The following is a 23,050-nucleotide window of genomic DNA, read 5'->3' on the forward strand; positions in this document are numbered from 1 at the left end:
TTAGTTAGTTTTAATTGGTTTTTTATGTGAAAAAATTTACTTGATTTATATATAAATAAGAACTTATATATCTTAAGTTTAAGCATTACGTAAGTAAGCTCATTGAGAGAAGATTTCAATTTTTATGAATTACAATTATACTACAGCTACAGTAAGGGTTAAATTAAGAGGTATATAAGTATTAATGAAGGGGATGAGACTGTTATGGATATTTTTGTAGCTAGACAGCCTATATTTAACAGGAAAAATGAAGTTGTTGCATATGAACTTCTATTTAGAAATGGACAAAATAATTTCTATAACAATACTAATGGGGATGAAGCAACTTTAAAGGTTATAGCTAATACATTTTATACATTTGACTTCAAAGATATTACTGATAACAAGAAGGCATTTATAAATTTTACTGAAGAATTGATAAAGAAAGAAATAGCAACCATACTTCCTAAAGAATATGTTGTGATAGAAATTTTAGAAAATATAGAACCAAATGATGAAATTGTGGATGCGTGTAAAAGACTTAAGAAAAGAGGATTTATATTAGCATTAGATGATTTTGTATTCCATACTAAATATATTAAATTAATAGAAATAGCTGATATTATAAAGATAGATTTTAAAATCACTACAGGGGGAGAAAGAAAGAAAGTATTTGAACTAAAAAAAATAAATAATAAAATAAAGTTTTTAGCTGAAAAAGTAGAGAACAAAGAAGAATATGATGAGGCTTTGAAACTAGGATATTCATACTTTCAAGGATATTATTTTAGTAAACCAATAGTGCTTTCCAGAAAAAACATTCCGACTAACAAAGATACAGCAATAAAAATTTTAAAGTTAATTAATAAAGACGATTTTGATTTTAATAAATTAGAGGAACTAATAATAAAGGATTTAGGTTTATCATATAAAATAATCAAATTGATAAATTCGTCTGCATACTGCCTAAAGAATGAAGTAAGATCTATAAAATATGCTATTGCACTTTTGGGAAGAAAAGAGATTATAAAATGGTTATATGTAGTTCTGCTAAATGATCTAAAGGAAAATAACACAGATGAACTTATAAAAGTCTCATTGCAGAGAGCGAAGTTATGTGAATTAATATGTAATATGAGTGAGTATAAAAATAATGTTTATTCAGCTTATATGGTAGGATTATTTTCAGTTATGGACGCAATTTTAAATTGTTCAATTGAAGTGATCTTAAAAGAATTATATATAGATGATGAAATAAAGGAAGGACTAATTGAAAAAGATAATTACTTGAATAAAATATTGAAATTGGCTATTAACTATGAAAAGGGTCAGTGGGAAAATGTTGAGTTTTATACTAAGGAAATAGGGGTTAATGATAATAAGCTTGCAGAAGCCTATATAGATGCTATAAAATGGGCAGATGATGTTGTGAGTTAAAAAAATAAGGGGCTGTTGCAAAACTAACATAGTTAGTTTTGTAGCGGCTCATTTTTTTAGATATAAAAAATGTGAATTCCGAAGAACTCACATTCATTGTATAATTTACTTATGCTAAAAACCAAATTACACAATAAAGATTATACTGAGATTAATGATAATTTTCAACTTATATTACCATTAAATCTAGAAAATTTAATACCATCAGATGATTCAGTCCGCTTGCTAAGCCATGTATTGGAGGGATTAGATTACACGAAGTTGTATAAGGCGTACTCTTCCGTTGGAAGAAAACCGGCAGTGGAACCTAAAATTATGTTCAAAATAATATCATATGCTTATTCTCAAAATATTTATTCAAGCAGGAAAATCGAAAAAGCATGCAAAAGAGATATAAATTTTAAGTGGTTACTTCAATGTTATAAGGCACCGGATCATGCTACAATCAGTAGATTTCGTAAAGACTATATTTCAAATGAGGTAATTGAAGATTTATTTTATCAACAAGTTAATTATTTAGCAAATCAAAATGAAATACTATTTGAAAATGCATTTATTGATGGTACTAAAATCGAAGCGAATGCTAATCGTTATACATTTGTTTGGAAAAAAACTATTTTAAAAAATGAAGAAAAAATGTTTGATAAAATTCTTGTTCTTTTAGAAAATATTAACCTTGGAGAATTAAAAAAATTTACTGTTCAGAAAGAAACATTAATAGATGATATTGATAAAATTCTTCAATGGCTTGAATATGAAAAAAAGAAAAGAAACATAGAGTTTGTTCATGGAATTGGTAAAAGAAAAACCAAAATTCAAAAGTGGACAGAGCAACTATCTGAATATAAAGAGAGAGAAGAAAAATATAATTTGAGTAAAAAAATATTTTCAAAAAGAAATAGTTATTCTAAAACTGATCCAGACGCAACTTTCATGCATATGAAAGATGATCATATGAGAAATAGTCAATTAAAACCTGCATATAATGTGCAAATCGCAGTTGAAAGTGAATACGTAACCGGCGTCGGAATATTTGATGATAGAAATGATATAGCAACATTAATACCTATGCTTAATAATATGAAAGAAAAAATTGGTCGTAAATATCTTAATATAATTGCAGACTCAGGTTATGAAAGCGAAGAAAACTATTTATTCTTAGAATCAAATAAGCAAACTCCTTATATAAAACCACAAACTTATGAGAAGTGGAAAAAAAGAAGTTTTAAAAATGATATAAGTAAGCGCGAAAATATGAAATATGATGCTGAATCGGATTTTTATATTTGTCATAACAATAGAAAATTAATACCTACCTCTATTATTTATAGAAAATCCGCAAGTGGATACAAATCAGAAGTAACTGTGTATGAATGCGAAAACTGTGATAATTGCGATTACAAAGTAAAATGCACAAAAGCAAAAGGAAATAGAAAAATGCAGGTTTCAAAAACTTTTGTGGAAAAGCGTGAAATATCCTATAAAAATATTACAACTGAATTTGGAACTAAATTAAGAATGAATAGATCTATTCAGGTCGAAGGAGCATTTGAAGTTCTAAAAAGTGATTATGAATTCAATAGATTTTTAACACGTGGAAAAAATAGCGTTCAAACTGAATTTATTTTGCTTTGTTTTGGTTACAATATTAACAAATTACATTCAAAAATACAAAATGAAAAAACTCAGAATCATCTTCATGAATTGAAACCTACTGCCTAATTATGGAATAAATTAACTAGGCTTATTTTAGTGTGCTTAAAAATCAGAATTCTTTAAATAATTAATATTGTATTTCAAATATTTGGAGATTTGCTGGCTTAAACCGAAAAGGAGCATCGCTCCTGATTAAAATTTAATCATTTTGCGACACTCCCTTACTCTAATTGGTAAAAAAAGAAAATACTATATCAAAACTCTAGGAAAAATTTCAATATAAGTAAATTGTATATTTACATTAACATTATACGACATAAACTGTTTTAATTCAACAATAAAAATATAAAAAAGGTGCAAATGGCAAAAAAAAATAATATTATATTATTTTTCATTGGAATAGTATTAAATTTTAGGATAAATATTCTAAAATTGCTAATAGGTATAAGTAATTAAATCAAAAAAATGATAGGAGTTTTAGAAACTGATCTTTAATGTGAAAAGAGATAGCAGTTAGATTAATAAATGCTATCTCTTTTGGTGTAGTTGAAAAGTAATATTTTCACTAATAATTATTTGCGAAATTTAAAGATATTATACATAAAAATAAAAAAAGTAATGACAAAATAATAATATTTCGAGATTTACTAAGTACTCCTTTCAATTATAAAGGGATAATAAAATTTATGATTGATAACAATGAGAATATACTTTTTATCAGAAAAATTTATGTTTTATGTCAGAAAATTATATTTATTAACGAATAATATATTGAGTGTGTAAAAATTGATTCCCATATACCCCTTAATATGTGGTTACATAACACTCCTATATTTTACTATACCTACTAACAGTAAATCCCCTGTAAATTGATGATAAATTTACAGGGGATTTCTAAATTTATTTAAAGCATAATATGCTAAAGAGTAGTAATTTACAATGCATTGATGTTTCAGTCACAATATTAATTTCATCTGATTATTATATAATAAATATTATTCAGTAGTTAATATTTATTGGATTTTACACCCCATTATTAATACGAGGTGAAATTAATGAAAATAAAAGTGATAAATAGTTACCCGGCTTGTATATGGGAAGAAGATATTATTAAAGCAATTCACGATCTATGTCTTGAAGAACTTCAAGAAAAGCTGGAGAAATATAAATCTGATAACTCGAGCAAAGCAATTGCTAATTGTCATATTTCAAAAAGAGAGTTTTGTTGCAAAAAACAAGTATTTATAGAAATGACAGCAATGTTTGATATTGTTGATATAATAAATTAGAAAAAAATATTTAGTTAGAGAATTATACTAAATTAAAAACAGTCTCTATTAAAAGATGAGGAGATTGTTTTTTGTTTTTGGAAAATTGTAATGAGGTTAAGAGTGTGAAAAAGTTACATAGGAATCTATTTAACAAGATTGAAAATAATCAGCGGATGGAAATTGAATCCATTTTTTCTCGTGGAACTTTTATCATATCTATTTTTAAAGGAAATGAATTAAACAATATGAGAATAATTATCGGATTCATGTAAATTGAGTGAATTTTGTGGTATAATTTAGAGTATAAGTAAATTGCTTATTAGTTTTTGATATTTATGTAAAAATAAGTGATTAAGCTTAGTAGTTTATAGAATGATTATGGAATTAGGTATTGGGATTAAACATGATAACTTTTATATCTTAAAGGACGAAGGGAAGGATAAATACAATGTTTAAGAAAATGAAAATATCCCAAAAATTAATAGGAAGTAGTGTGATATGTACTGTATTCTTAGTTTTAGTCGGCATAGCTGGTCTATTTAGCATGAACAAACTAAATATAAATACAGATAAAATTTATAATAATAATTTAATGAGACTTCAAAAGTTATACGTAGTAAAAAGTAATATTAACTTAGGACTATCTGATATGGAACATATTATTAATAGTAATTTTAAAAATGATATAGATGAGGCACAAAAAGATTTAGCAGATTTATCTGATTTAAATAATAAAACTTTTGAAGAAATTGAAAAAATACCTTATTCTAGTGAAAAAGAAGAAGCTGATTATAAAAAAGTTAAAGATTCATTAACTAGGTATAGGGATATAAGAACAAAGATAATAAAGGATGTTACTGACAATAATTATGAGGAAGCTATTACATTATATAATTCGGAGTATTTTACTTTAAGAGAAGAGATAGCAAATGATATAAATGTTGTAATAAATGAAAATATTGATGCGGCCAAAGCAACATCAGAATCAAGTAACGCAGTTTTTAAAAATTCGTTTAAATTTCTTGCAATATTTATTGTTATTTCAGCATTGATATTAGCCATATTAAGTGGTGGATTAGCAATTTGGTTAAGAAAGAGAATAAACAGCATAGTTAATTTTGCTAATGGTTTAGCGGAAGGAGATCTTACTGAGAAAATAAATATAAATGCATATGATGAAATAGGTAATATGTCAAAAGCATTGAATATTGCTGTATTAGACGTGAAAAATCTTATTATGGAACTTACTAATCGTATGAAAAATGTCAGAATTTCAAATGAAGATCTAACTTCAACAATGGAAGAAATGTCTGCAACTATGAATAATATTAAAACTGTAACTCATGAAATTGCTGATGCAAGCATGAATTTAAGTGCGGCAACTCAAGATGTTAGTTCATATACAATGGAAATAGAAAAGCTGACAGATGACCTTAGCAGAAATGCTGAAAAGAGAGAATTAGATTCAGATGAAATTATGAAGAGAGCGGTAAATGTAAAAGAAAAAGCAGAAGCATCATCTAATAATGCAATAAGCCTATATAATGAAAAAGAAATTAAGATTAAAAAAGCAATTGAGGATATAAAGATAGTTAAAGAAATAGAAAAAATGGCAGAAGCTATTGGTCAAATAGCTGAACAAACTAATCTTCTAGCACTTAACGCATCCATAGAGGCTGCTAATGCAGGGGATGCAGGTCGAGGATTTGCTGTAGTTGCAGAGGAAGTTAGAAAATTAGCTGAGAAGTCATCAGAAACAGTTATAGATATAAAGAAAAATATAGGTACAGTTGGAAGTGTTATTGAAAACTTTACTAATAATACTAAAGATATATTGAGATTTATTGATAGTCAGGTTAGACCAGATTACGAAATGTTGAAGTCTATAGGAAATCAATATGAAAAAGATGCTGAAGTTGTGAATGAAATGTCAAAAGAGATTGCTGAGTCAGCAATTAAAATTGCAGATAATGTATCTAAAGTCAATAATGCTATAGTAAATATTTCGTCAAAATCACAGCAATCAGCTTCTAGTGTAGAAGAGATATTTGCAAGTATCAGCGAAACTAGCGCCTCAGTAGATAATGTTACTAATCAGGCAAAAGACACATCAGAGATGGCTGATAGCATGATAGAAATGGCAAATAAATTTAAAGTCTAGAAATATATAAGTTCTGAATAATATATAGAATTGTTTTATCCAGGCGCTTTGAAAAAATATAAGGAATTTAAATTTTTAGAATGTATGTAGGGCCAAATATTCATTTTAGTAGAATGTTTATTTGGCTTTGTTTTATTTTTGGGAAATTTATGTTCTAGTAAAATCTATGGCTCAACAGTTGTATGCGATTTTTTTGTATAAATATTAATATAGAATATTTTATTTTTAGTGATTATATAATTTATTGCGATATATAACAAGTGAGGTTTGTTACATAATGTAACAATTGATACAGCAAATGTATTTTTTTAGAGTTATACTTATAAAAAAGTAAGGGGGAGTATAATTTGGAAAAAATAATAGAGATAGAGAAAATGATTTGTAAAATGAGACAATCCTTATATGAAATTATAAATAATGAAAAAAGTTTATTAGGAATAGAAGTTATTACTGCTAGTCAAAGATTAGACGACATAATAAATCAATACAACGAGCTACTCGATAACGGGATTTAAAGAAATTCATATCACTAATATAGAAGTCTTAAATAATATAATTCATTTTATATATATGAAAAAAATATGTATTAGACCTATATGATAATAGATAGAAAGTAGAAATATTTTTATTTCGCTGGACTATGGAAAGTATGATTCATCTTTATATAATTAAATTTTATGGAAGAAATTTACATATTGCTGTATAATTAGATATGTATAAGGAGGGAATCTTATGAATACTATAGAAAAAGTCATAATGAATCTTAAGATAAGACCAGATGGCATGAATTTGTATGAATTGGATAGAATATGTTTCACAACTTATCAAAAGACTCTGCTCGGCTCAAAACTTGGAAGAGTAAAGGAACGTATAGAGCCCACTCTAAGATATTTAGAGGAAACTAATCAAATAACGATTAAAGATGGAATTGTCAAATTAAAAAAAACTGATAAAGTTTAGTATATTCAAATAAATATATTTATTTGAATAAGTTGATATTTATATAGATAATATAATGATAAACTATACTTAGACTATGAAATATATTCCAACCAGAAATGAGTAATATACTTTTGTGGAATGTTTCATTGGTAATTTTGATGGATGTGATTCTTTGGCTATAAGTTGTTCCAAATGTGCTAGTTCAAAGCTTGTTCTTTGAGGCTAGCACTTTGGGTGCAACTTTATAGCCTTAGAATCACCAATCATAATTACCGAGAAACTGGAACAAAAGTATATTATTCATTTCGGTGAGCTATACGCATAAGTATGGATTATAGTTGGTTTATCTATAAATCTTTAGTGTTTAAGATTAATAATAGGCAGTGGAGGATTAGAAATGATAAGAATACTTTTGTGCTGTGGAGGGGGCTTTTCATCAAGTACCCTAGCCAGTAAGGTTGAAAAGGAGATATTAGAGAATAATATGCAAAATGATTATTCAATTGAATTTTCTCCATTTTTATTAGTAAATAAGAGAATGAATGAATTTGATATAATTGTATGTTGTCCCCATCTAATAATGCAAGTTAAGAAATTTGTGAAAACTTCAAAGATTGATAAACCTATCTATATCCTTCCACCGAGAATGTATGGTCTCATTAGTTTTAAGGAATTAGCAATAGATGTAGTAGATGCAATCAATCTGTATAATGAAACTAAAATTAATCCAGTATATTTTCCAGGGGAAGAAAACACCATGATGGTTACTAGGCATGTGGCTTACAGAAATAGCAAAGTTTAATAAATCTTTGTATATAAGTTATAAAGAATATAGTTCATCTTTTATAAAATTATCGTACTTCAATTATTTTATAATTTATGATGTAGTCTTCAGTGAGCTGAATTTTTAAAATCCTATATATAAAATTCTTTAAATTATAGAAAATGTGGTCTTAAAATTCACATATTATAACATAGTAAAGAAGAGATACCTTCAAATTTGTGAAAGCATCTCTTCTTTAATGAAATTATTGTACGGAAGTATCAGTTGTTGTAGTTGTTGATGTATTTTTCTTTTGATGAGCTTCTTTTTTAGCTTCAGATGCTGCTTTAATTTTAGCTATTACATCTTCATTTGATAGACCTGTAACATCTATTCCAAGTTTAGAAGCCTCTGCTTGATTTAATTTTATTCTAGCATCTTTATTAGATAAACCTGTTATATCAACTCCAAGTTTTGTTGCTTTCTTAGTTAAATTGGCAAGGCTTTTAGCTTCAAGAGCTGCTTTAATTTTAGCTGAAGCATCTTTATTTGATAGTCCTGTTATATCAATTCCAAGTTTCCCTGCCTCTGCAGATAGAATCTTAGCTCTAGCGTTATCAGGTGAAAGATTTGTTATATCTATACCTAATTCAGTTGCTTTTTTATTAAGTCTTTCAAGAGTCTTTTCCTCAAAAGCTGCTTTAATTTTAGCTGAAGCATCTTTATCTGATAGACCTGTTATATCAATCCCAAGTTTTTGAGCTACAGCAGCTCTTATTTTTGATCTTGCTTGATCATTAGTTAATCCAGTAATATCTATTCCAAGTTTAGAAGCTTTTTGAGTAAGTTTTGCAAGTTTATCTGCCTTATTATTTTGCGATACTTGTCCTGTAGTAACACTATTTGTTACATTTTGTGTAGAAGCATCATCAGCGAATGCTGGAACAAGGCTTGATATTGAGATCATAGCTGCTATTGCAATTCCTAGTATTTTTTTCTTTTTCATAATTATCTCTCCTTACGTCATATAAAAATTTATTTTTATGTTAAAAACATAGATTAATATAGAAATAACCGGCTATAAGGGAATTATAATTCTGTAATGTGAAATTTATGTGAAAAGGAATGTTAATCATATAAATTTATTAGCGCCGGATTTATATATTTATTGCAAAAATGATAATACTATATACTAGAATGAAAGTTCTAGACAAATTTATAATTAATCTAATCAATATAATAATATAAATAAAGTTATATTGGGGCTTAAATGGAAGGAGAAAAATAATGAACGAAGTAATACAAAGTATCATAACAAGAAGAAGTATAAGAGTGTATAAAGAAGAGCAAATTTCCGATGAAGACTTAAATAAAATATTAGAAGCTGCTAAGTTTGCTCCAAGCGGAATGAATAGTCAGGATTGGCATTTTACAGCTGTACAAAATAGAGAGAAGATAAATAAGCTGATTTCAGCAGCTAAAGAAGCATTACAAAATTCTCCTATAGAGCAGATAAATAAGATGGCCAATAATCCAAACTTTAACCCATTTTATAATGCACCTACTATAGTGATAACATCTTGTGATAAAAACTTACCAGTAGGACAGTCTGATTGTGCTGCAGCAATACAAAACATAATGTTAGCAGCTCATTCACTTAACATTGGATCATGTTGGGTACATACCTTAGCTATGGTTGGAGATGATCCTAAGGTCAGAAATGTGCTTACTGAGCTAGGAATTCCAGAAAACTATGCGACATTTGGTACAGCAACGCTAGGCTTTAATGGAGGGAAAGAACCAAAAGCTCCAACAAGAAAAGAAGGAACAGTAAATATAGTAAAATAAAAAAGAGTGATGAGTTAAAAAGGCGACTTCTAAATATGTGAAAGAAAAAAATGATTAGTGATACTCTATAGTTGGAAAATATTCAGGCTATAGAGTTCTTTTGTTATATAAATTTCCAAATGTAGAATATGATAATTTAGTTTTTAAAATAAAAGAAATGATAGAAAAAAGAATTGAAAAAATAAAACTTTCTCTTAAGAATGAAGAAATGATTTTATAGTTAAACTATGATATAGATGTATTACAGAAAATGCAAGGCATTTGTATTTATTTTTTATTAGCATACACTTTATACTATTTCTTGAATTCTGTAGCATAAGTGGTGGTTAGTAGAGATTATTTTGGAGGTATATGAATAAATGAATATATTAATAAATATTGTTATTGTGATTTTACTTGTACTTATGAATGGTTTTTTTGTCGCAGCTGAATTTGCTGTTGTAAAAGTAAGAAAGTCTAGAATAGAAACATTAGTCCTTGAAGGGAATAAAAGTGCTAAACACACTTTAAAGGTTGTAAATAATTTGAATTCATATTTATCTGGATGTCAATTAGGAATAACTTTAGCATCTTTAGGTTTAGGATGGATTGGAGAACCGGCAGTGTCAGATATGTTAATGCCATTATTTAATTTATTTAACATTTCAGAAGGAACTGCGCACTCAATTTCATTTGTTTTAGGATTCTCAATTATAACTACTCTTCATATTGTACTTGGAGAGCTAGTACCTAAATCATTAGCCATTATAACCGCAGAGAAGATAGCAATGCTTACATCTTTACCTTTGATTATGTTTTATAATTTAACTTATCCAATTATGTGGTTGTTTAACCACACTACAAATTTTATACTAAAGATATTTGGGCTTTCTCAAGTTGATGAACATGAGGCAGCTCATACCGATGAGGAAATAAAGCTATTGGTTGAAGAAAGTTATAAGCATGGTTTAATAGATAAAACTGAATTAACTTTTGTAGATAATATATTTGATTTTTCTGAGAAGACAGTAAAAGAAATAATGATACCCAGAACTGATATGGCATGCATTTTTCTTGAAGGTTCTTTTGATGAAATAATTGAATATGCCTTAGCAGAACAGTTAACTAGATATCCGGTATGTACTGATAGTAAAGATAATATTAGTGGGTTTATACATATTAAGGATTTATATAAGCTTAAAATTGAAGGAAATGATAATAATATAAAAAACATCATTAGAGAAATCAAATTTGTTCCAGAGTCAATGTCAATAAGTGAACTATTAAAGATATTTAAGAAAGAAAAAATACAAATGGCTATAGTTATTGATGAATATGGAGGAACATTTGGGCTTGTAACGATTGAAGATATTTTAGAAGAAATAGTTGGCGAAATTCAAGATGAGTTCGATGAAGAGATGGAAGAAATTAAGAAAATTGAAGATGGTAAATATATAGTGGACGGAAAAGTTCATATTGAAGATATAAATGAACTGGTAGATGCAGAAATTGAGGTTGAAAATATTGATACTATAGGCGGATGGGTTTATTCACAACTAAAATCATATCCACAAGTTAATGATAAAATTAATTATAAGGAATGTGAGTTTGTGATATTAAAATGTGATAGTAAAAGAATAAATAAAATTTTAATTGTTAAAAAAGAATAGCTTTATATTAAATAAATATCAGATAAGTCTTTTGTAGAGTTTTAAAGTATTTTTTGTGAATCCTCGTCAAAGATATATGGTTATTCGTTATACATTCTTAAATTCTAAAGAATTTAAGAATGTATATTTTTAAGAATTTTAGAATTTTACAATATTGTTATAAAAAGCAGATTGCTCTTAACATTATAAATTTTATTTTCTGAAAAGACTAAAGGTCGTACACGTCCGTCTTTAGAATATCCTGCGTATCCTGAGTACAAAGGAAGTGGAGATGTAAATTTCGCTGAAAGTTTTAGTAGCGCTATACCTTAATGAAAAAGATTTAAGAGAAAATTATAGAGTATATAATAAAATCAGAAGTAAACTAAAAGTATGAATAACTTGAATAATTGGTATTACTTAATTAAAAAATAGTTGGAAAAATGTTTGAACTACAGCACTTTTCCAACTATCAGTAAGGCGAGGTATATTATTTCAAATATTTCATCCAATCTCCACGGTTTCCAATTTTATTACCAATAGCATAATAATTGAATGGGGCATAAATAGCAGGATCTAGTTTGTTTAGATCGATCTTACTGAAATCAATATTTTCTAAGGCCTCATCTATTTGTATATTTTCTATTTCTGAAATGAATAAATGACTTCCATTTAACTCAATTACTTTGCTAACATTGCATTCGTATATCCATCTGCTTTGTTCAAGCATAGGTATATTTTGATCCTCATTCCATACGTAATCATATTTGACTTTATCTTTTTTTCCACTAGTACCTGTAGTTGATCCCAAATAATCTGCAAGCCAAATCATATCCTGACTGACTAAGTTGGCAGAAAATTTATTTTCTCTTAGGAGATTTATTCTCGTCTGTTTATTTCCTCCAATGGTCATAACAATATGCGGAGTAGTGTCAATAGTTACCTCTAGCCATGTGACAGTACCGAAGTTGGGTGAACCATCGGGATTTTTGGTACCAATAATATATATAGGTTGGGGAAAGAATATTAAACTTGGTTCAATACTAATTTTCTTCAATGTATAATACCTCCAAAATTCATTTTTGATAAATTGTCATTGTAATCATATTATCATGTCAAACCTGAAGACAGTATGTCATATTAAAGTTAGATTTATTTATTTTTCTTCATTTTTTAGTATAATAGTCACGATGGGAAATTGCGGTTTTGCCGATGAGATTTTGAAATTTTTGATTCCAAGATTACAAGGGTTACTGGGAAAAGAGTTATAAAGAAGTATGCTTAATGTAATACCAGTGAACCATATTTTGTATACAAATTTATCTAGTATTGAATATAACATATACTGAAATAGTATCTATAACATGACGATATGTTGTCATATTATAGATGCTATACTTCTTTTATAATAAAAGTATGAGGAGTGATATTTATGAATAAACAAGCATTACCTGAAATTATTGAAAGTTATATTGATGCTTCAAATAAACATGATGTGGAGGCCTATGTAAATACTTTTTCAGATAGTTGTGAGATTCAAGAGAAATCCATAGGGAGCAATCTTATTGGAAAAAATGAAGTGAGAAATTATTTCAGTACATATTTTGTAGGTTATGAAACCTATACGGAAATTATAGAGTACCATGTGAAAGAGAATTTTGTAGATATGCGGGTATTATTTAAAGGTAACTTCCCAGAAAATGAAATTACCGGATTATATCAGTTTTTTATAGAGGAAGGCAAAATTGTAAAATTAGTAGCAGATTTGGAATAAGAGTTAAATAGTTATTTATCCTATTAATTTTAGTAAGGCATATGATGGAAAATAGGCAGGTAAATCTACTTATTATTTTGGATCATACCTAAATATATTAAGTATAAAAAGAGAGATAGAGTAAATTTATCCCTCTTTTTATATTGGTGTATATTATATATAGTGCAATGCACAGTTCACAATGCACAATTCACAAAGATTAATTTAATTGAGCTTCTTACTGAATTTCTTACATTAAATAATGTAAAGTTATTTTCGCAACATAGTATTATGTTGTAATAATAAAAAATTTCTATTCTGTAAATCACTTGTATTTAACTAATTTTGTCTTTGGATTCTTGAAAATACAGATTATCTGTTAAAATTATTGCCATGTAACTTGAAGAGGGTCTCTGTCTACCAATCGCTTGTATGTATACTTTAGATAGCCTACGAATATTGCACCGGTTACTTGCTTGTCTTTAGGAAGATTTAGTAATTTTAAAAGTGGTTCATGATTAGATGCGGCGCAGCCATCAACTAAACCTGAAAAACAACTCCCAAGGCCTAATGTTGTAGCAAATAATTGAGTATAAATTAATGACATATAAGAATTTTCACGTCCTGTAGCAAAATCTTTATCAGCCATTGCTATAACTAAACAAGGGGCAGAACGCAGAACAACATCCTCATGGGTATTATGATATATATCAATAGTCATTTCTATATTATCAAAATATTTTGTGCCAGATAGTTCAGGGGTTTTGATTAATACTTTTTCTGTCCAGTCAATGACAACTTCTGAGATTTGATGTAATAAATTTGGATCATCTACAACATGATAAGATATCCCTTGCGTATTACAGCCTGATGGAGCCATTCGTGCAACGTCAAGAAGTTTTTTTACTTCATCTCTTGGAACAGGTTTTTCTTGATAGCTGCGGACAGAACGACGGGAACGTATGAATTCAGCAGCTACATCTTCATCAAATTTTTGGGTACTTTTTACTACTTGATTAGCTAGTGGAGTTTTTACATTATCAAGTGCTTCTCTAGGGCAAACAGCTACACATTGTCCACAGCTCATGCAAAGATTTTCATCTCGTATTGCCTGAGGACCATTTTCGCCCATACCGATAATACCTATGCAGACTGAAGCACAGGCACCACACTTTACACATTTCTCTTGATTAACTTTAATAAAATCTAAGCTCATTTCTATCTCTCCTTATGTTTTTTCTTTATTATATAAAGAGCAATAGAACAACAGTGTGTCATATTCCAATTAAAAATCGTAAAAATTTAATGTGTTTTTTAATTCATATGTAATAGCCTTGCGTATATGTTCTGGTTCTAATACTTTTACAGAGCTTCCAAAAGATAAAATATAACTAATTAGCCAGTCATTATCAGGAAGTATTACATCAAGGGTAAAACTCCCGTCATCATTTGGGAGGATAAATGAATCATCAAAATAATCATATATTCTATTTAAAACATGAGGCTTAACATAAAGCTTCAAGTTAATAAAGTACTGAGAAGCAGTGTCCCATTTTTTCAATGAAGATTCACTCAGTAATTTTTTATCAAATGCCTCGTTCAAAACATTTAAGTTTTTCAATCTTGATATTCTAAATATTCTTTGCTCTTGACGCTTACGGCAAAAAGCTAGTAAGTACCAAGTGTCATTTTTGAAAATAAGTTTATTAGGCTCTGCCAAACGCTTACTTTTATTACCCTGAGCATTTATATAGTCAAACTCAATGACATTTTGCTGCAGAATAGCTAGTTTTATATGATTAAACTTGTTTTTCTCATCAGGACAGCTTTTCCAATGAGAAAAATCAACTTCTATGAAATTGTAATCGGAAGAATTATTGAATATTGCCCCCATCTTTTCAAGGATACTATCTAATTCATGATATTGAGTTGCCTGCATGGCCTTGAGTGATAACATTAAGTTTTTACTTTCTAAATCAGAGATAAGCGCTTTGCTTAATGTATAATTTTCCATAAGATGTATTCCGCCTCCATTACCTTTGCTCATGTATACAGGTACGCCAACGGAAGAAAGAACATCGACATCTCGATAAATAGTTCGCGTTGATACTTTGAAGTTTTCAGCTAATTCTTTAGCAGTTATAGATTTTTTCCCGAGAAGTATGTATATAATTTGAAACAGTCTGTTAATTTGCATAATATCACCTACCTTTTATAAAGTATAAACCATATAATATGACATAATAGTGTCATATTATATGGTTTATTAAAATTATTATTTGTTAATATATTTATCTATGAATTTTATATTATAGGAGATTGTTATGAATAAATATATTTTTATATATAAAAAATATCAATAGTTTATTTTTAATATGACAAACTGTTGTCAAATTGAACCTGCTAAAATAAAAAGGTATTAAACACAAATTTTTATAGGAAGAAGATGAATAGGATGAAAGATATAAATTTTAGTGATGTGGTTGAAAGTTCTATTAAAATAAGAAAACTCTATCACAAATTAGAAAAACAGTACCATGGGAAAGAATGGACAGTAGAAGAGGATGCACTGGCTTTCCTAACAGATGCTGGTTTGGTTGGACGTTTAACTATGTCTCATCAAGAGCGTTGGCCTAAGGGTGGAGATACAACTTCCGAACTTGAACATAAGCTTGCTGAATGTATATGGTGGTTGGTTGTTTTAGCCGAGCGTATGAATATTGATATAAGTGAAGCACTTGAGATGTTTTTGTCCAGAACAGAAAAGCAGCTTGATTAATTGGTTGCTAACTGTCCATAGGATAGGTCTTTGACTAGTGATTTTCACTACCAAATCCGCAACGGACTTTTACTGCCAAAGTTGTTGCCATTCTGGATACATAAAAAGAAAGCGGATTATTCCATTAATAAAATAATCCGCTTTAAAGGATAACATTGATCACGGTTCAATGAAATTTTGTTGTCGTAGGTTTTAATGCTTTACATCCCATATAGTGCGTCTAACTTTAGATAAAGCTTCTTTTGATTTCTCTTTATTCATAAACATCAAAATTACATAGAGTGAATCTAAGATGCTCAATTGAGATATACGAGAAGATAAGGCCTCTGAATGAAATTCGATTTCTTCGGATATAGAAATAAAAACGACATCACCTATCTTAGCTAGAGGAGAAGATGCATGGCTAGTGATAACAATTACTTTTGCACCGGCTTCTTTTACTATTTCAGCAATCCTGATAGTTTCTTTTGATTTTCCTGTATGTGAGATACAAATTGCACAATCCTGTGGTGTTAATAAAGATGCTTCCATAAGCTGTATATGATAATCAGTACTATGACGGACATGGGCTGGGGAACGTAAAAATTTATGATATGCATCTTCTGCAAGTATTCCTGATCCGCCGACACCAAAAAAATATAGTAGATTTGAATTGGATATAATCTCAGCCGCTTTTTTCAAATCGTCTAACCCTAATATTTTCTTAGTATTAGTTAGTGTTTTAATGTTTGAATCAAAGACTTTTTGTGCCATAGTTAATTCATTATCATCAATTTCAATTTTTTCATGAATTGATGTAGTTGAAAAATTATTTTCTTCAATTAAGATAGCCATCTTAAACTCTTTAAAGCCAGAATAGCCTAGTTTTTTTGCGAATTGAAATAAGGTAGAGTCTGCAACATTGAGTTCATCAGATAAATAGCTGATAGAATTGTGAGCCACAGAAATGGGATTTTCAAGTATATAGTCTGCAATATTTTGTTCTTTAGTACTTAATCCATTGTATAACGATTTAATTTTAAGTCTAACAGATACCTCCATGTTGGTCCTCCTTTTTATAAATGATATATTGTAACTTTAAAAACACTAAAAAATTTTGAGCGTAATGTATATTTTAAATAGTACTATATATAAAAATCAAATTTATAAAAAAAATGATATAGATTTTTTGTTCATATAATCGAATGAACAATTGAGTTTAATATGTATGAAAAGTGGTTGAATTATTAAAAAATAGCATTGTTATAAGTATATCAAATAGTAATTTTGTGTCAATATCTTGAATACGACAAGTCAAGATCAGTTCCTTATTTTTATGAGAAGACTAACTATAATAAGCATTTTTAAAGCACTAGCAACTAAATCATTAGTAATCTTTTAACTATAACGACTTAATATGTCTGCTACTTTATATAAATATCATAGTATTTCTGAAATTGCAAGAGGAGGATAGAGATAGAAGTATGAGAAAAGCGCAATTGTATCAAAAAAAATTTTTTTTATAAAAATATTTACAAAAAAAATTTTTTTTGATACAATAGAGACATGAAATGGAGGGATTGTATGAAAATAGCAATTATAGGTCTTGGGAAGATGGGTTTAAACATAGCATGTAATTTAAAGAATCATAATTATGATGTTATGGGATTTGATTTATCTGATAAAGCAAAAGAAAATGCTGAAAAGGAAGGTATAAAAACATTTGATAATTTAGAAAAAATCATTACTTCATTTACTGAAAAAAGAGTAATCTGGTCTATGTTACCTGCTGGAGAAATTACGGAATCTGTATTGAATCAATTGCTGAATTTACTTTCTCCAAATGACATTGTCATTGAAGGTGGAAATTCAAATTTTAAGGATTCAATACGACGTGCAAAGACTTTTAAGGAGAAAGAAATATCTTATTTTGATTGTGGAACATCAGGTGGAACTTCTGGAGCACTCGGTGGTGCATGTACGATGATTGGTGGAGATCTTGAAGTATTTAAGGATATAGAGCCAATTTTCAAAGATATATCAGTTGAAAAGGGTTACTTATATACTGGCCAATCAGGAAGTGGTCACTTTTTGAAAATGATCCATAATGGAATCGAATACGGAATGATGCAAGCAATCGGTGAAGGTTTTCAAATTGTTAAAGAAAGTGAATTTGATTATGATCTAGCTGCTGTTGCAAGGGTTTGGAATAACGGATCTGTTATTCGAGGTTGGCTTATGGAAATTGCTGAATCACAATTCAAAGCCAGTCTAAATTTAGAAGACTACAGAGGAGTTGTTGCTGCATCTGGAGAAGCAAAATGGACTATTGAGACTGCTTTGGATATGGGGATTGCAGTACCAACAATTGCTTTAAGTTTATTTATGCGTAATTTATCTCAGGAAGATGATAGTTTTTCTGCAAAGGTAGTTTCGGCTTTACGAAACGGATTTGGTGGACATTCTATTGTAAAGAAGGATAAATAGATATGAGAGAATATAAGATAGCTATTGTTAATTCAAGTAGTTTTGGAAAGATATTCCCTAAGCACATTGATCGTTTGAAGGAAATAGGAGCTGTTGATTATTTTCAAGTTGATAATGAAATGAATGGAAAAGAACTTGCAAACTTATTAAGTGGATACAATATTATCGTTGCAAGTGTAACCCCTTTTTTTACTAAAGAGTTTTTTGATTACAAAGATGAGCTTTTGCTGATTACACGTCATGGAATTGGATACAACAATATTGATGTCGATGCGGCAAAAGAACATGATACTATTGTTACAATAGTTCCGGCTTTAGTAGAACGGGACGCAGTCGCAGAAAACAACATTACAAATTTGCTGGCTGTATTAAGAAAAACAATGGAGTCCAGTAATCGAGTTAAAGCGGATCGTTGGGAAGATCGAGCTGAATTTGTTGGACATGCACTTTTTAATAAAACAGTAGGTGTTATTGGAGTTGGAAACACAGGAAGTTGTGTAGTAGAGATTGTTAGAAATGGTTTTAGATGTAATGTTTTAGCTTATGACCCATACAAGTCAGATTTGTATTTACAGACTTATGGGGCAAGAAAAGTTGAATTAGATGAATTGTTGACTTCTTCTGATATTATTTGTCTTTGTGCAAATTTAACCAAAGAAAGTTATCATATGATATCTAAAAACGAAATAGAAAAAATGAAAGACAGTGTTTACATATCGAATAGTGCGCGAGGAGCATTATTGGATGAAAATGCGGTTATTGAGGGATTGAAATCTGGAAAAATTGCTGGTTTTGCGACAGATGTTTTAGAAGAAGAGCCAGGAAGAAAGAGCCATCCTTATCTAGCTTTTGATAACGTTTTAATAACTCCTCATACGTCAGCTTATACTATAGAATGTCTAGAGCAAATGGGTGATAAATGCGTGACAGATGTGGAACAAATAGTTCAAGGTGTTTTACCAGAGAGGGCAATTCAGCCAACAAGTAAATTTATTAAAAAATAGGGGGGATAAAAATGTTGACTGATTTAAAGGTTAAAGTTGGTCCTGAGTTCTATAGGTATCATGAAGGTGCAATTGATTTTATTCCGCAATTATTAAAAGAACATAAATCAAAGAATATCTTGATCGTACATGGAACAATTTCTTGGGAAAAAGCAAAGCCAAAGATGAAGTTTTTAGAAACGATAGATCAAAATGTTTTTTATCATCAATATACAGGGGAATGTAGCTATTATGGTGCAGATTTAATAGAACAAATTGTTGAAGAAAATGATATCGATTTTATTATTGGAGTTGGTGGCGGAAAGCTTGTAGATCTTGTTGGATATGCTGGTCATATTTGTAATGTTAAATATGGGGTCGTTCCAACTTTGGTTAGTAATTGTGCACCATGGACACCTTTATCTGTTATGTATAAGGAAAGTGGAGAATCAGAAGGAAAATCTGAGCATTATATGAGGCAGGCTAGTTTCTTGATAACAGATCCATATTTAGTGATTGATTCTCCAGTACGTTACTTCATTGCAGGGTTGGCAGATACAATTGCAAAATGGTATGAATCAGATTCTATTTTAGCTCAAAAACATTTACAGAACGAACCCTTTTTGAAGCTAGCAAGTTATACTGCAAAGTTATGTAATGAATCAATTGTAAAAGAATCGGCTAAAGCAATGAAAGATATGGAGAATAAAGTAGTTTCGGAAGAATTTGTACATTTGTCTGAAATTGTGATAGCAGTTGCAGGTTTATGTGGAGGATTGGGAGATAAATATGCCCGTAATGCCGCAGCACATGCAATGCATGACGCAATAGCTAAATATATTCCGGAAAGCCATTCATATCTTCATGGCGAAAAAGTAGCTTATGGGGTTTTATACCAATTGGCTCTAGAAGGCAAGTGGTCGACGATTGATTCTTTAATGACTTTCTATTCAGATTTGAAACTACCTGTATCTCTGCATTATATGGAATTGTATCCAGAAGATGAAAAAGTTCTTGATGATATAGTTGGTTTTATTAATTCAAAAGAAAAAGTTCATTTGATTCCTATTGTAATTACGCCAGATATTTTGAAAAAAACAATCTTTGATTTAGAAAAATATGTAGAAAAGAGGTAGAAGAAGAGTAATGGAAACTTTAAGTGTATTACAGAGTTTTTTAATCGCTTTGTGGGTTGGCGCGGTTATGTCAAGATGGTTTGGTGGAGGAGCTTCACTAACGCTTCGATTTTCACCTTTAATGACCGGTTTGATTGTTGGTATTGTTATGGGAAATGTTGGCCAAGCAATGATTGTTACAGCAGCGCTGCAGCTGATTTATATGGGTGTTTTTTCTCCAGGAGGATCCATGCCACAAGAACCATCTATTGCAGCAGCTATCGCAGTACCGGTTGCTTTATTAGGAAATTTACAGCCTGAAGCCGCTATTGCTGTCGCAGTTCCAGTTGGTTTGTTAGGAAGTTATTTATATCAATTCCGTTTTTTTATCAATACATTCTTAGGTAAATATACAGATAAAGCTGTAGAAGATTTAAATGATGGCGCTATTAAGCGTTCGATAATTCTTTTACCTACAATTGCATCATTTGCTCTATTTGTACCATTGGTATTTGTAGCTTTATATTTTGGGGCACCAATTATTGCAGATGTAATCAATGCATTGAAAGGAAGTTATGTCATTCATATACTTGAAGTTGTTGGTGGTGGATTAGCTGCTATTGGTATTGCCACAACAGTTTATGTAATTGGACGTAAGGATTACTTAGCATTCTTTTTCTTGGCGTATTTCATGAGTGTTTCATTAAAATCATTGAATATTACAATGGTAACTTATGCTGTGTTTGGTCTATTGATTGCTTTAATTTTCAGTATGTCTCAAAAAGGAAAGAATGTTCCTAGTACAAATGTTGCTAAGGGTACAGAGACATTAGATGAAGATGATTATGATGATGGGTTTTAAGGAGTAGATAAAATGAGTGAAAATGTAAAAAGAGCTGCTAAAGCTCCAGAAGAGATCACAAAAAAGGATGTTACTAAAGCATATTTAAGATGGCATTTTGCGAATGAAATTCCACATTCATTTGAAAGATATCTTGCATCTTCTTTGTTGTATGGAATGATGCCAATTTTAAGAAAATTATACAAAGATGATGAATCGTTAAAAGCTGCTTATAAAAGACAACTATTATTTTTCAATACTCAGTTAAGCTGGGGTGGTGGAGTTATTACTGGTTTAATGGCTTCCATGGAATCACAACGTGCAAAAGAAGAATATGAACAATCAGAAATAACAATGCAAGACGATTTGATGTATAACACAAAAGCTGGTTTAATGGGTGCACTTGCTGGAATTGGTGATGCAATTGACTCAGGGACTGTGCAATATATCTTTATTGCCATCGCAGTTCCCTGGGCACAGCAAGGTAGTCCATTAGGAGCGTTGTTCCCATTCGTTTGCTTTGCACTTTACCAAGTTTTATTGGGTCTATTCTTTGCTCGTCAAGCATTTGATATGGGACGTAACGCAACAGGATTGATGGGAAGTACAGGTGTTAAAACTGCAATCGATACTTTATCTGTTTTAGGTCTATTTATGATGGGAATCTTAGCGGGTAACTATGTAAAAGTTAGTGCAAATTTACAATTTACGATTTCTGGAAAAGCATTCATTATCCAAAATATTTTAGATTCTGTTGCTCCTGGTATTTTACCATTAGCAGTAGTTATGGGAGTTTATTTGTTCTACAATAAAAAAGGTTTAAAAGTTACACCAGCATTATTATGGTTAACATTAATTTTAATTGTTTTAGCTAGCGTTAGAATTCTATAGAGTAAAAAGGAGAGTTGAAAAATGGGTGTTATAAATTTAGCAAGAGTAGATGAACGTTTAATTCATGGACAAGTTATGGTGACTCTTTCACAAAAGAGCGGGGTAAATTCAATTTTTGTAGTAGATGAAGTTGTAGCAAAAGACCCATTCATGAGAGATTTATATAAAAATGCAGGTAGCCGTACTGGACAAAAAACAATAGTAATTACGCCAGAGAAAGCTAAATTCTATTGGGATGAATATCAGTTCAAAGATTATAATTGTATCTTGATAGCAAAAACTGTAAAAGTTATGTATGACTTGGTTAAACATGGAGTGCCAATGAAAGAATTGAATATTGGAGGTATTGCACAAAAAGATGCAAGTAAAGATTTACTAGTTACAAAATCTGTTTATATAAACAAAGAGGATGTAGATAGATTAGTAGAAATGAAAGATAAATATGGAGTAGAGAATATCTATTTTCAAGCTACTCCTTCTGCTCCTAAAACAGAATTGAAAGATGTTGTTAGTAAATTTAAATAATTGTTTTTAAAT

General features: G+C 29.5%; 22 protein-coding genes. 17 read left to right on the forward strand and 5 right to left on the reverse strand.

Annotated features, from left to right (window positions below):
- The first annotated feature begins 204 nt into the window (after positions 1 to 204).
- The 7 genes from AXY43_RS26040 to AXY43_RS26075 all read left to right on the forward strand — a co-directional run bounded on the left by AXY43_RS26040 (position 205) and on the right by AXY43_RS26075 (position 8,248).
- On the forward strand, positions 205 to 1,416 hold the full coding sequence (locus tag AXY43_RS26040; RefSeq protein WP_023976548.1) for an EAL and HDOD domain-containing protein: 1,212 nt from the start codon (positions 205 to 207) through the stop codon (positions 1,414 to 1,416).
- A 111-nt stretch (positions 1,417 to 1,527) separates the two neighbouring features.
- Positions 1,528 to 3,138, forward strand: coding sequence for an IS1182 family transposase (locus AXY43_RS26045; protein WP_435867740.1), 1,611 nt, complete (start codon positions 1,528 to 1,530; stop codon positions 3,136 to 3,138).
- Between the two features lie 989 nt (positions 3,139 to 4,127).
- Positions 4,128 to 4,361, forward strand: a complete 234-nt coding sequence (locus AXY43_RS26050) for a hypothetical protein (RefSeq protein WP_105412403.1) — start codon at positions 4,128 to 4,130, stop codon at positions 4,359 to 4,361.
- A gap of 430 nt (positions 4,362 to 4,791) precedes the next feature.
- Positions 4,792 to 6,504 (forward strand): methyl-accepting chemotaxis protein, encoded by a 1,713-nt coding sequence (locus AXY43_RS26060; protein WP_023976546.1) that lies wholly within the window; start codon positions 4,792 to 4,794, stop codon positions 6,502 to 6,504.
- Between the two features lie 347 nt (positions 6,505 to 6,851).
- On the forward strand, positions 6,852 to 7,019 hold the full coding sequence (locus AXY43_RS26065; protein WP_039770849.1) for an aspartyl-phosphate phosphatase Spo0E family protein: 168 nt from the start codon (positions 6,852 to 6,854) through the stop codon (positions 7,017 to 7,019).
- A 217-nt stretch (positions 7,020 to 7,236) separates the two neighbouring features.
- On the forward strand, positions 7,237 to 7,464 hold the full coding sequence (locus AXY43_RS26070) for a hypothetical protein (protein ID WP_023976544.1): 228 nt from the start codon (positions 7,237 to 7,239) through the stop codon (positions 7,462 to 7,464).
- Positions 7,465 to 7,843: 379 nt separating this feature from the next.
- Positions 7,844 to 8,248: a PTS sugar transporter subunit IIB gene (locus AXY43_RS26075; protein WP_012058413.1), complete on the forward strand. Its 405-nt coding sequence runs from the start codon at positions 7,844 to 7,846 to the stop codon at positions 8,246 to 8,248.
- A gap of 226 nt (positions 8,249 to 8,474) precedes the next feature.
- Here AXY43_RS26075 and AXY43_RS26080 read toward each other — a convergent pair whose 3' ends face one another.
- Positions 8,475 to 9,215: a hypothetical protein gene (locus AXY43_RS26080; RefSeq protein ID WP_105412405.1), complete on the reverse strand. Its 741-nt coding sequence runs from the start codon at positions 9,213 to 9,215 to the stop codon at positions 8,475 to 8,477.
- Positions 9,216 to 9,496: 281 nt separating this feature from the next.
- Between AXY43_RS26080 and AXY43_RS26085 the strand changes: the two genes are divergently transcribed.
- Positions 9,497 to 10,057 (forward strand): nitroreductase family protein, encoded by a 561-nt coding sequence (locus AXY43_RS26085; RefSeq protein WP_023976542.1) that lies wholly within the window; start codon positions 9,497 to 9,499, stop codon positions 10,055 to 10,057.
- A 359-nt stretch (positions 10,058 to 10,416) separates the two neighbouring features.
- On the forward strand, positions 10,417 to 11,706 hold the full coding sequence (locus tag AXY43_RS26090; RefSeq protein ID WP_023976540.1) for a hemolysin family protein: 1,290 nt from the start codon (positions 10,417 to 10,419) through the stop codon (positions 11,704 to 11,706).
- 469 nt (positions 11,707 to 12,175) lie between these two features.
- On the opposite strand, the gene AXY43_RS26095 is transcribed toward AXY43_RS26090, so the two are convergent.
- Positions 12,176 to 12,742 (reverse strand): flavin reductase family protein, encoded by a 567-nt coding sequence (locus AXY43_RS26095; protein ID WP_105412406.1) that lies wholly within the window; start codon positions 12,740 to 12,742, stop codon positions 12,176 to 12,178.
- Positions 12,743 to 13,117: 375 nt separating this feature from the next.
- Here AXY43_RS26095 and AXY43_RS26100 point away from each other — a divergent pair, with 375 nt between their 5' ends.
- Entirely contained in the window at positions 13,118 to 13,459 is a 342-nt protein-coding gene (locus AXY43_RS26100; RefSeq protein ID WP_017212677.1) for a nuclear transport factor 2 family protein, read from the forward strand.
- A 364-nt stretch (positions 13,460 to 13,823) separates the two neighbouring features.
- Here AXY43_RS26100 and AXY43_RS26105 read toward each other — a convergent pair whose 3' ends face one another.
- Both AXY43_RS26105 and AXY43_RS26110 read right to left on the reverse strand, forming a co-directional pair.
- Complete coding sequence (locus AXY43_RS26105) at positions 13,824 to 14,654, reverse strand: nitroreductase family protein (RefSeq protein ID WP_105412407.1); 831 nt, start codon at positions 14,652 to 14,654, stop codon at positions 13,824 to 13,826.
- Between the two features lie 69 nt (positions 14,655 to 14,723).
- On the reverse strand, positions 14,724 to 15,635 hold the full coding sequence (locus AXY43_RS26110) for a helix-turn-helix transcriptional regulator (protein ID WP_105412408.1): 912 nt from the start codon (positions 15,633 to 15,635) through the stop codon (positions 14,724 to 14,726).
- A gap of 249 nt (positions 15,636 to 15,884) precedes the next feature.
- Between AXY43_RS26110 and AXY43_RS26115 the strand changes: the two genes are divergently transcribed.
- Positions 15,885 to 16,217 carry a MazG-like protein gene (locus AXY43_RS26115; protein WP_236887987.1) on the forward strand — a complete coding sequence of 111 codons (333 nt, stop codon included), beginning with the start codon at positions 15,885 to 15,887 and terminating at the stop codon, positions 16,215 to 16,217.
- A gap of 192 nt (positions 16,218 to 16,409) precedes the next feature.
- On the opposite strand, the gene AXY43_RS26120 is transcribed toward AXY43_RS26115, so the two are convergent.
- On the reverse strand, positions 16,410 to 17,258 hold the full coding sequence (locus AXY43_RS26120; RefSeq protein WP_023976534.1) for a MurR/RpiR family transcriptional regulator: 849 nt from the start codon (positions 17,256 to 17,258) through the stop codon (positions 16,410 to 16,412).
- Positions 17,259 to 17,780: 522 nt separating this feature from the next.
- On the opposite strand from AXY43_RS26120, the gene gnd reads away from it, so the two are divergent.
- The 6 genes from gnd to AXY43_RS26150 are packed head-to-tail and all read left to right on the forward strand — an operon-like array spanning position 17,781 to position 23,038.
- Entirely contained in the window at positions 17,781 to 18,683 is a 903-nt protein-coding gene (gene gnd, locus AXY43_RS26125) for a phosphogluconate dehydrogenase (NAD(+)-dependent, decarboxylating) (RefSeq protein ID WP_039770836.1), read from the forward strand.
- A 2-nt stretch (positions 18,684 to 18,685) separates the two neighbouring features.
- Entirely contained in the window at positions 18,686 to 19,687 is a 1,002-nt protein-coding gene (locus tag AXY43_RS26130; RefSeq protein WP_039770834.1) for a D-isomer specific 2-hydroxyacid dehydrogenase family protein, read from the forward strand.
- Positions 19,688 to 19,698: 11 nt separating this feature from the next.
- The gene (locus tag AXY43_RS26135; protein ID WP_039770832.1) at positions 19,699 to 20,802 is read left to right on the forward strand and encodes an iron-containing alcohol dehydrogenase family protein; all 1,104 of its coding nucleotides are present in this window, start codon (positions 19,699 to 19,701) and stop codon (positions 20,800 to 20,802) included.
- Positions 20,803 to 20,812: 10 nt separating this feature from the next.
- Positions 20,813 to 21,643 (forward strand): PTS mannose/fructose/sorbose/N-acetylgalactosamine transporter subunit IIC, encoded by an 831-nt coding sequence (locus tag AXY43_RS26140; RefSeq protein ID WP_017212685.1) that lies wholly within the window; start codon positions 20,813 to 20,815, stop codon positions 21,641 to 21,643.
- A 12-nt stretch (positions 21,644 to 21,655) separates the two neighbouring features.
- Positions 21,656 to 22,513, forward strand: a complete 858-nt coding sequence (locus AXY43_RS26145) for a PTS system mannose/fructose/sorbose family transporter subunit IID (protein WP_012058422.1) — start codon at positions 21,656 to 21,658, stop codon at positions 22,511 to 22,513.
- Positions 22,514 to 22,534: 21 nt separating this feature from the next.
- Positions 22,535 to 23,038, forward strand: coding sequence for a PTS system mannose/fructose/N-acetylgalactosamine-transporter subunit IIB (locus tag AXY43_RS26150; RefSeq protein ID WP_012058423.1), 504 nt, complete (start codon positions 22,535 to 22,537; stop codon positions 23,036 to 23,038).
- Positions 23,039 to 23,050 lie beyond the last annotated feature (12 nt).

The organism is Clostridium sp. MF28 (genome assembly GCF_002969175.1).
In the GTDB taxonomy this organism is placed as follows: Bacteria; Bacillota; Clostridia; order Clostridiales; family Clostridiaceae; genus Clostridium; species Clostridium beijerinckii.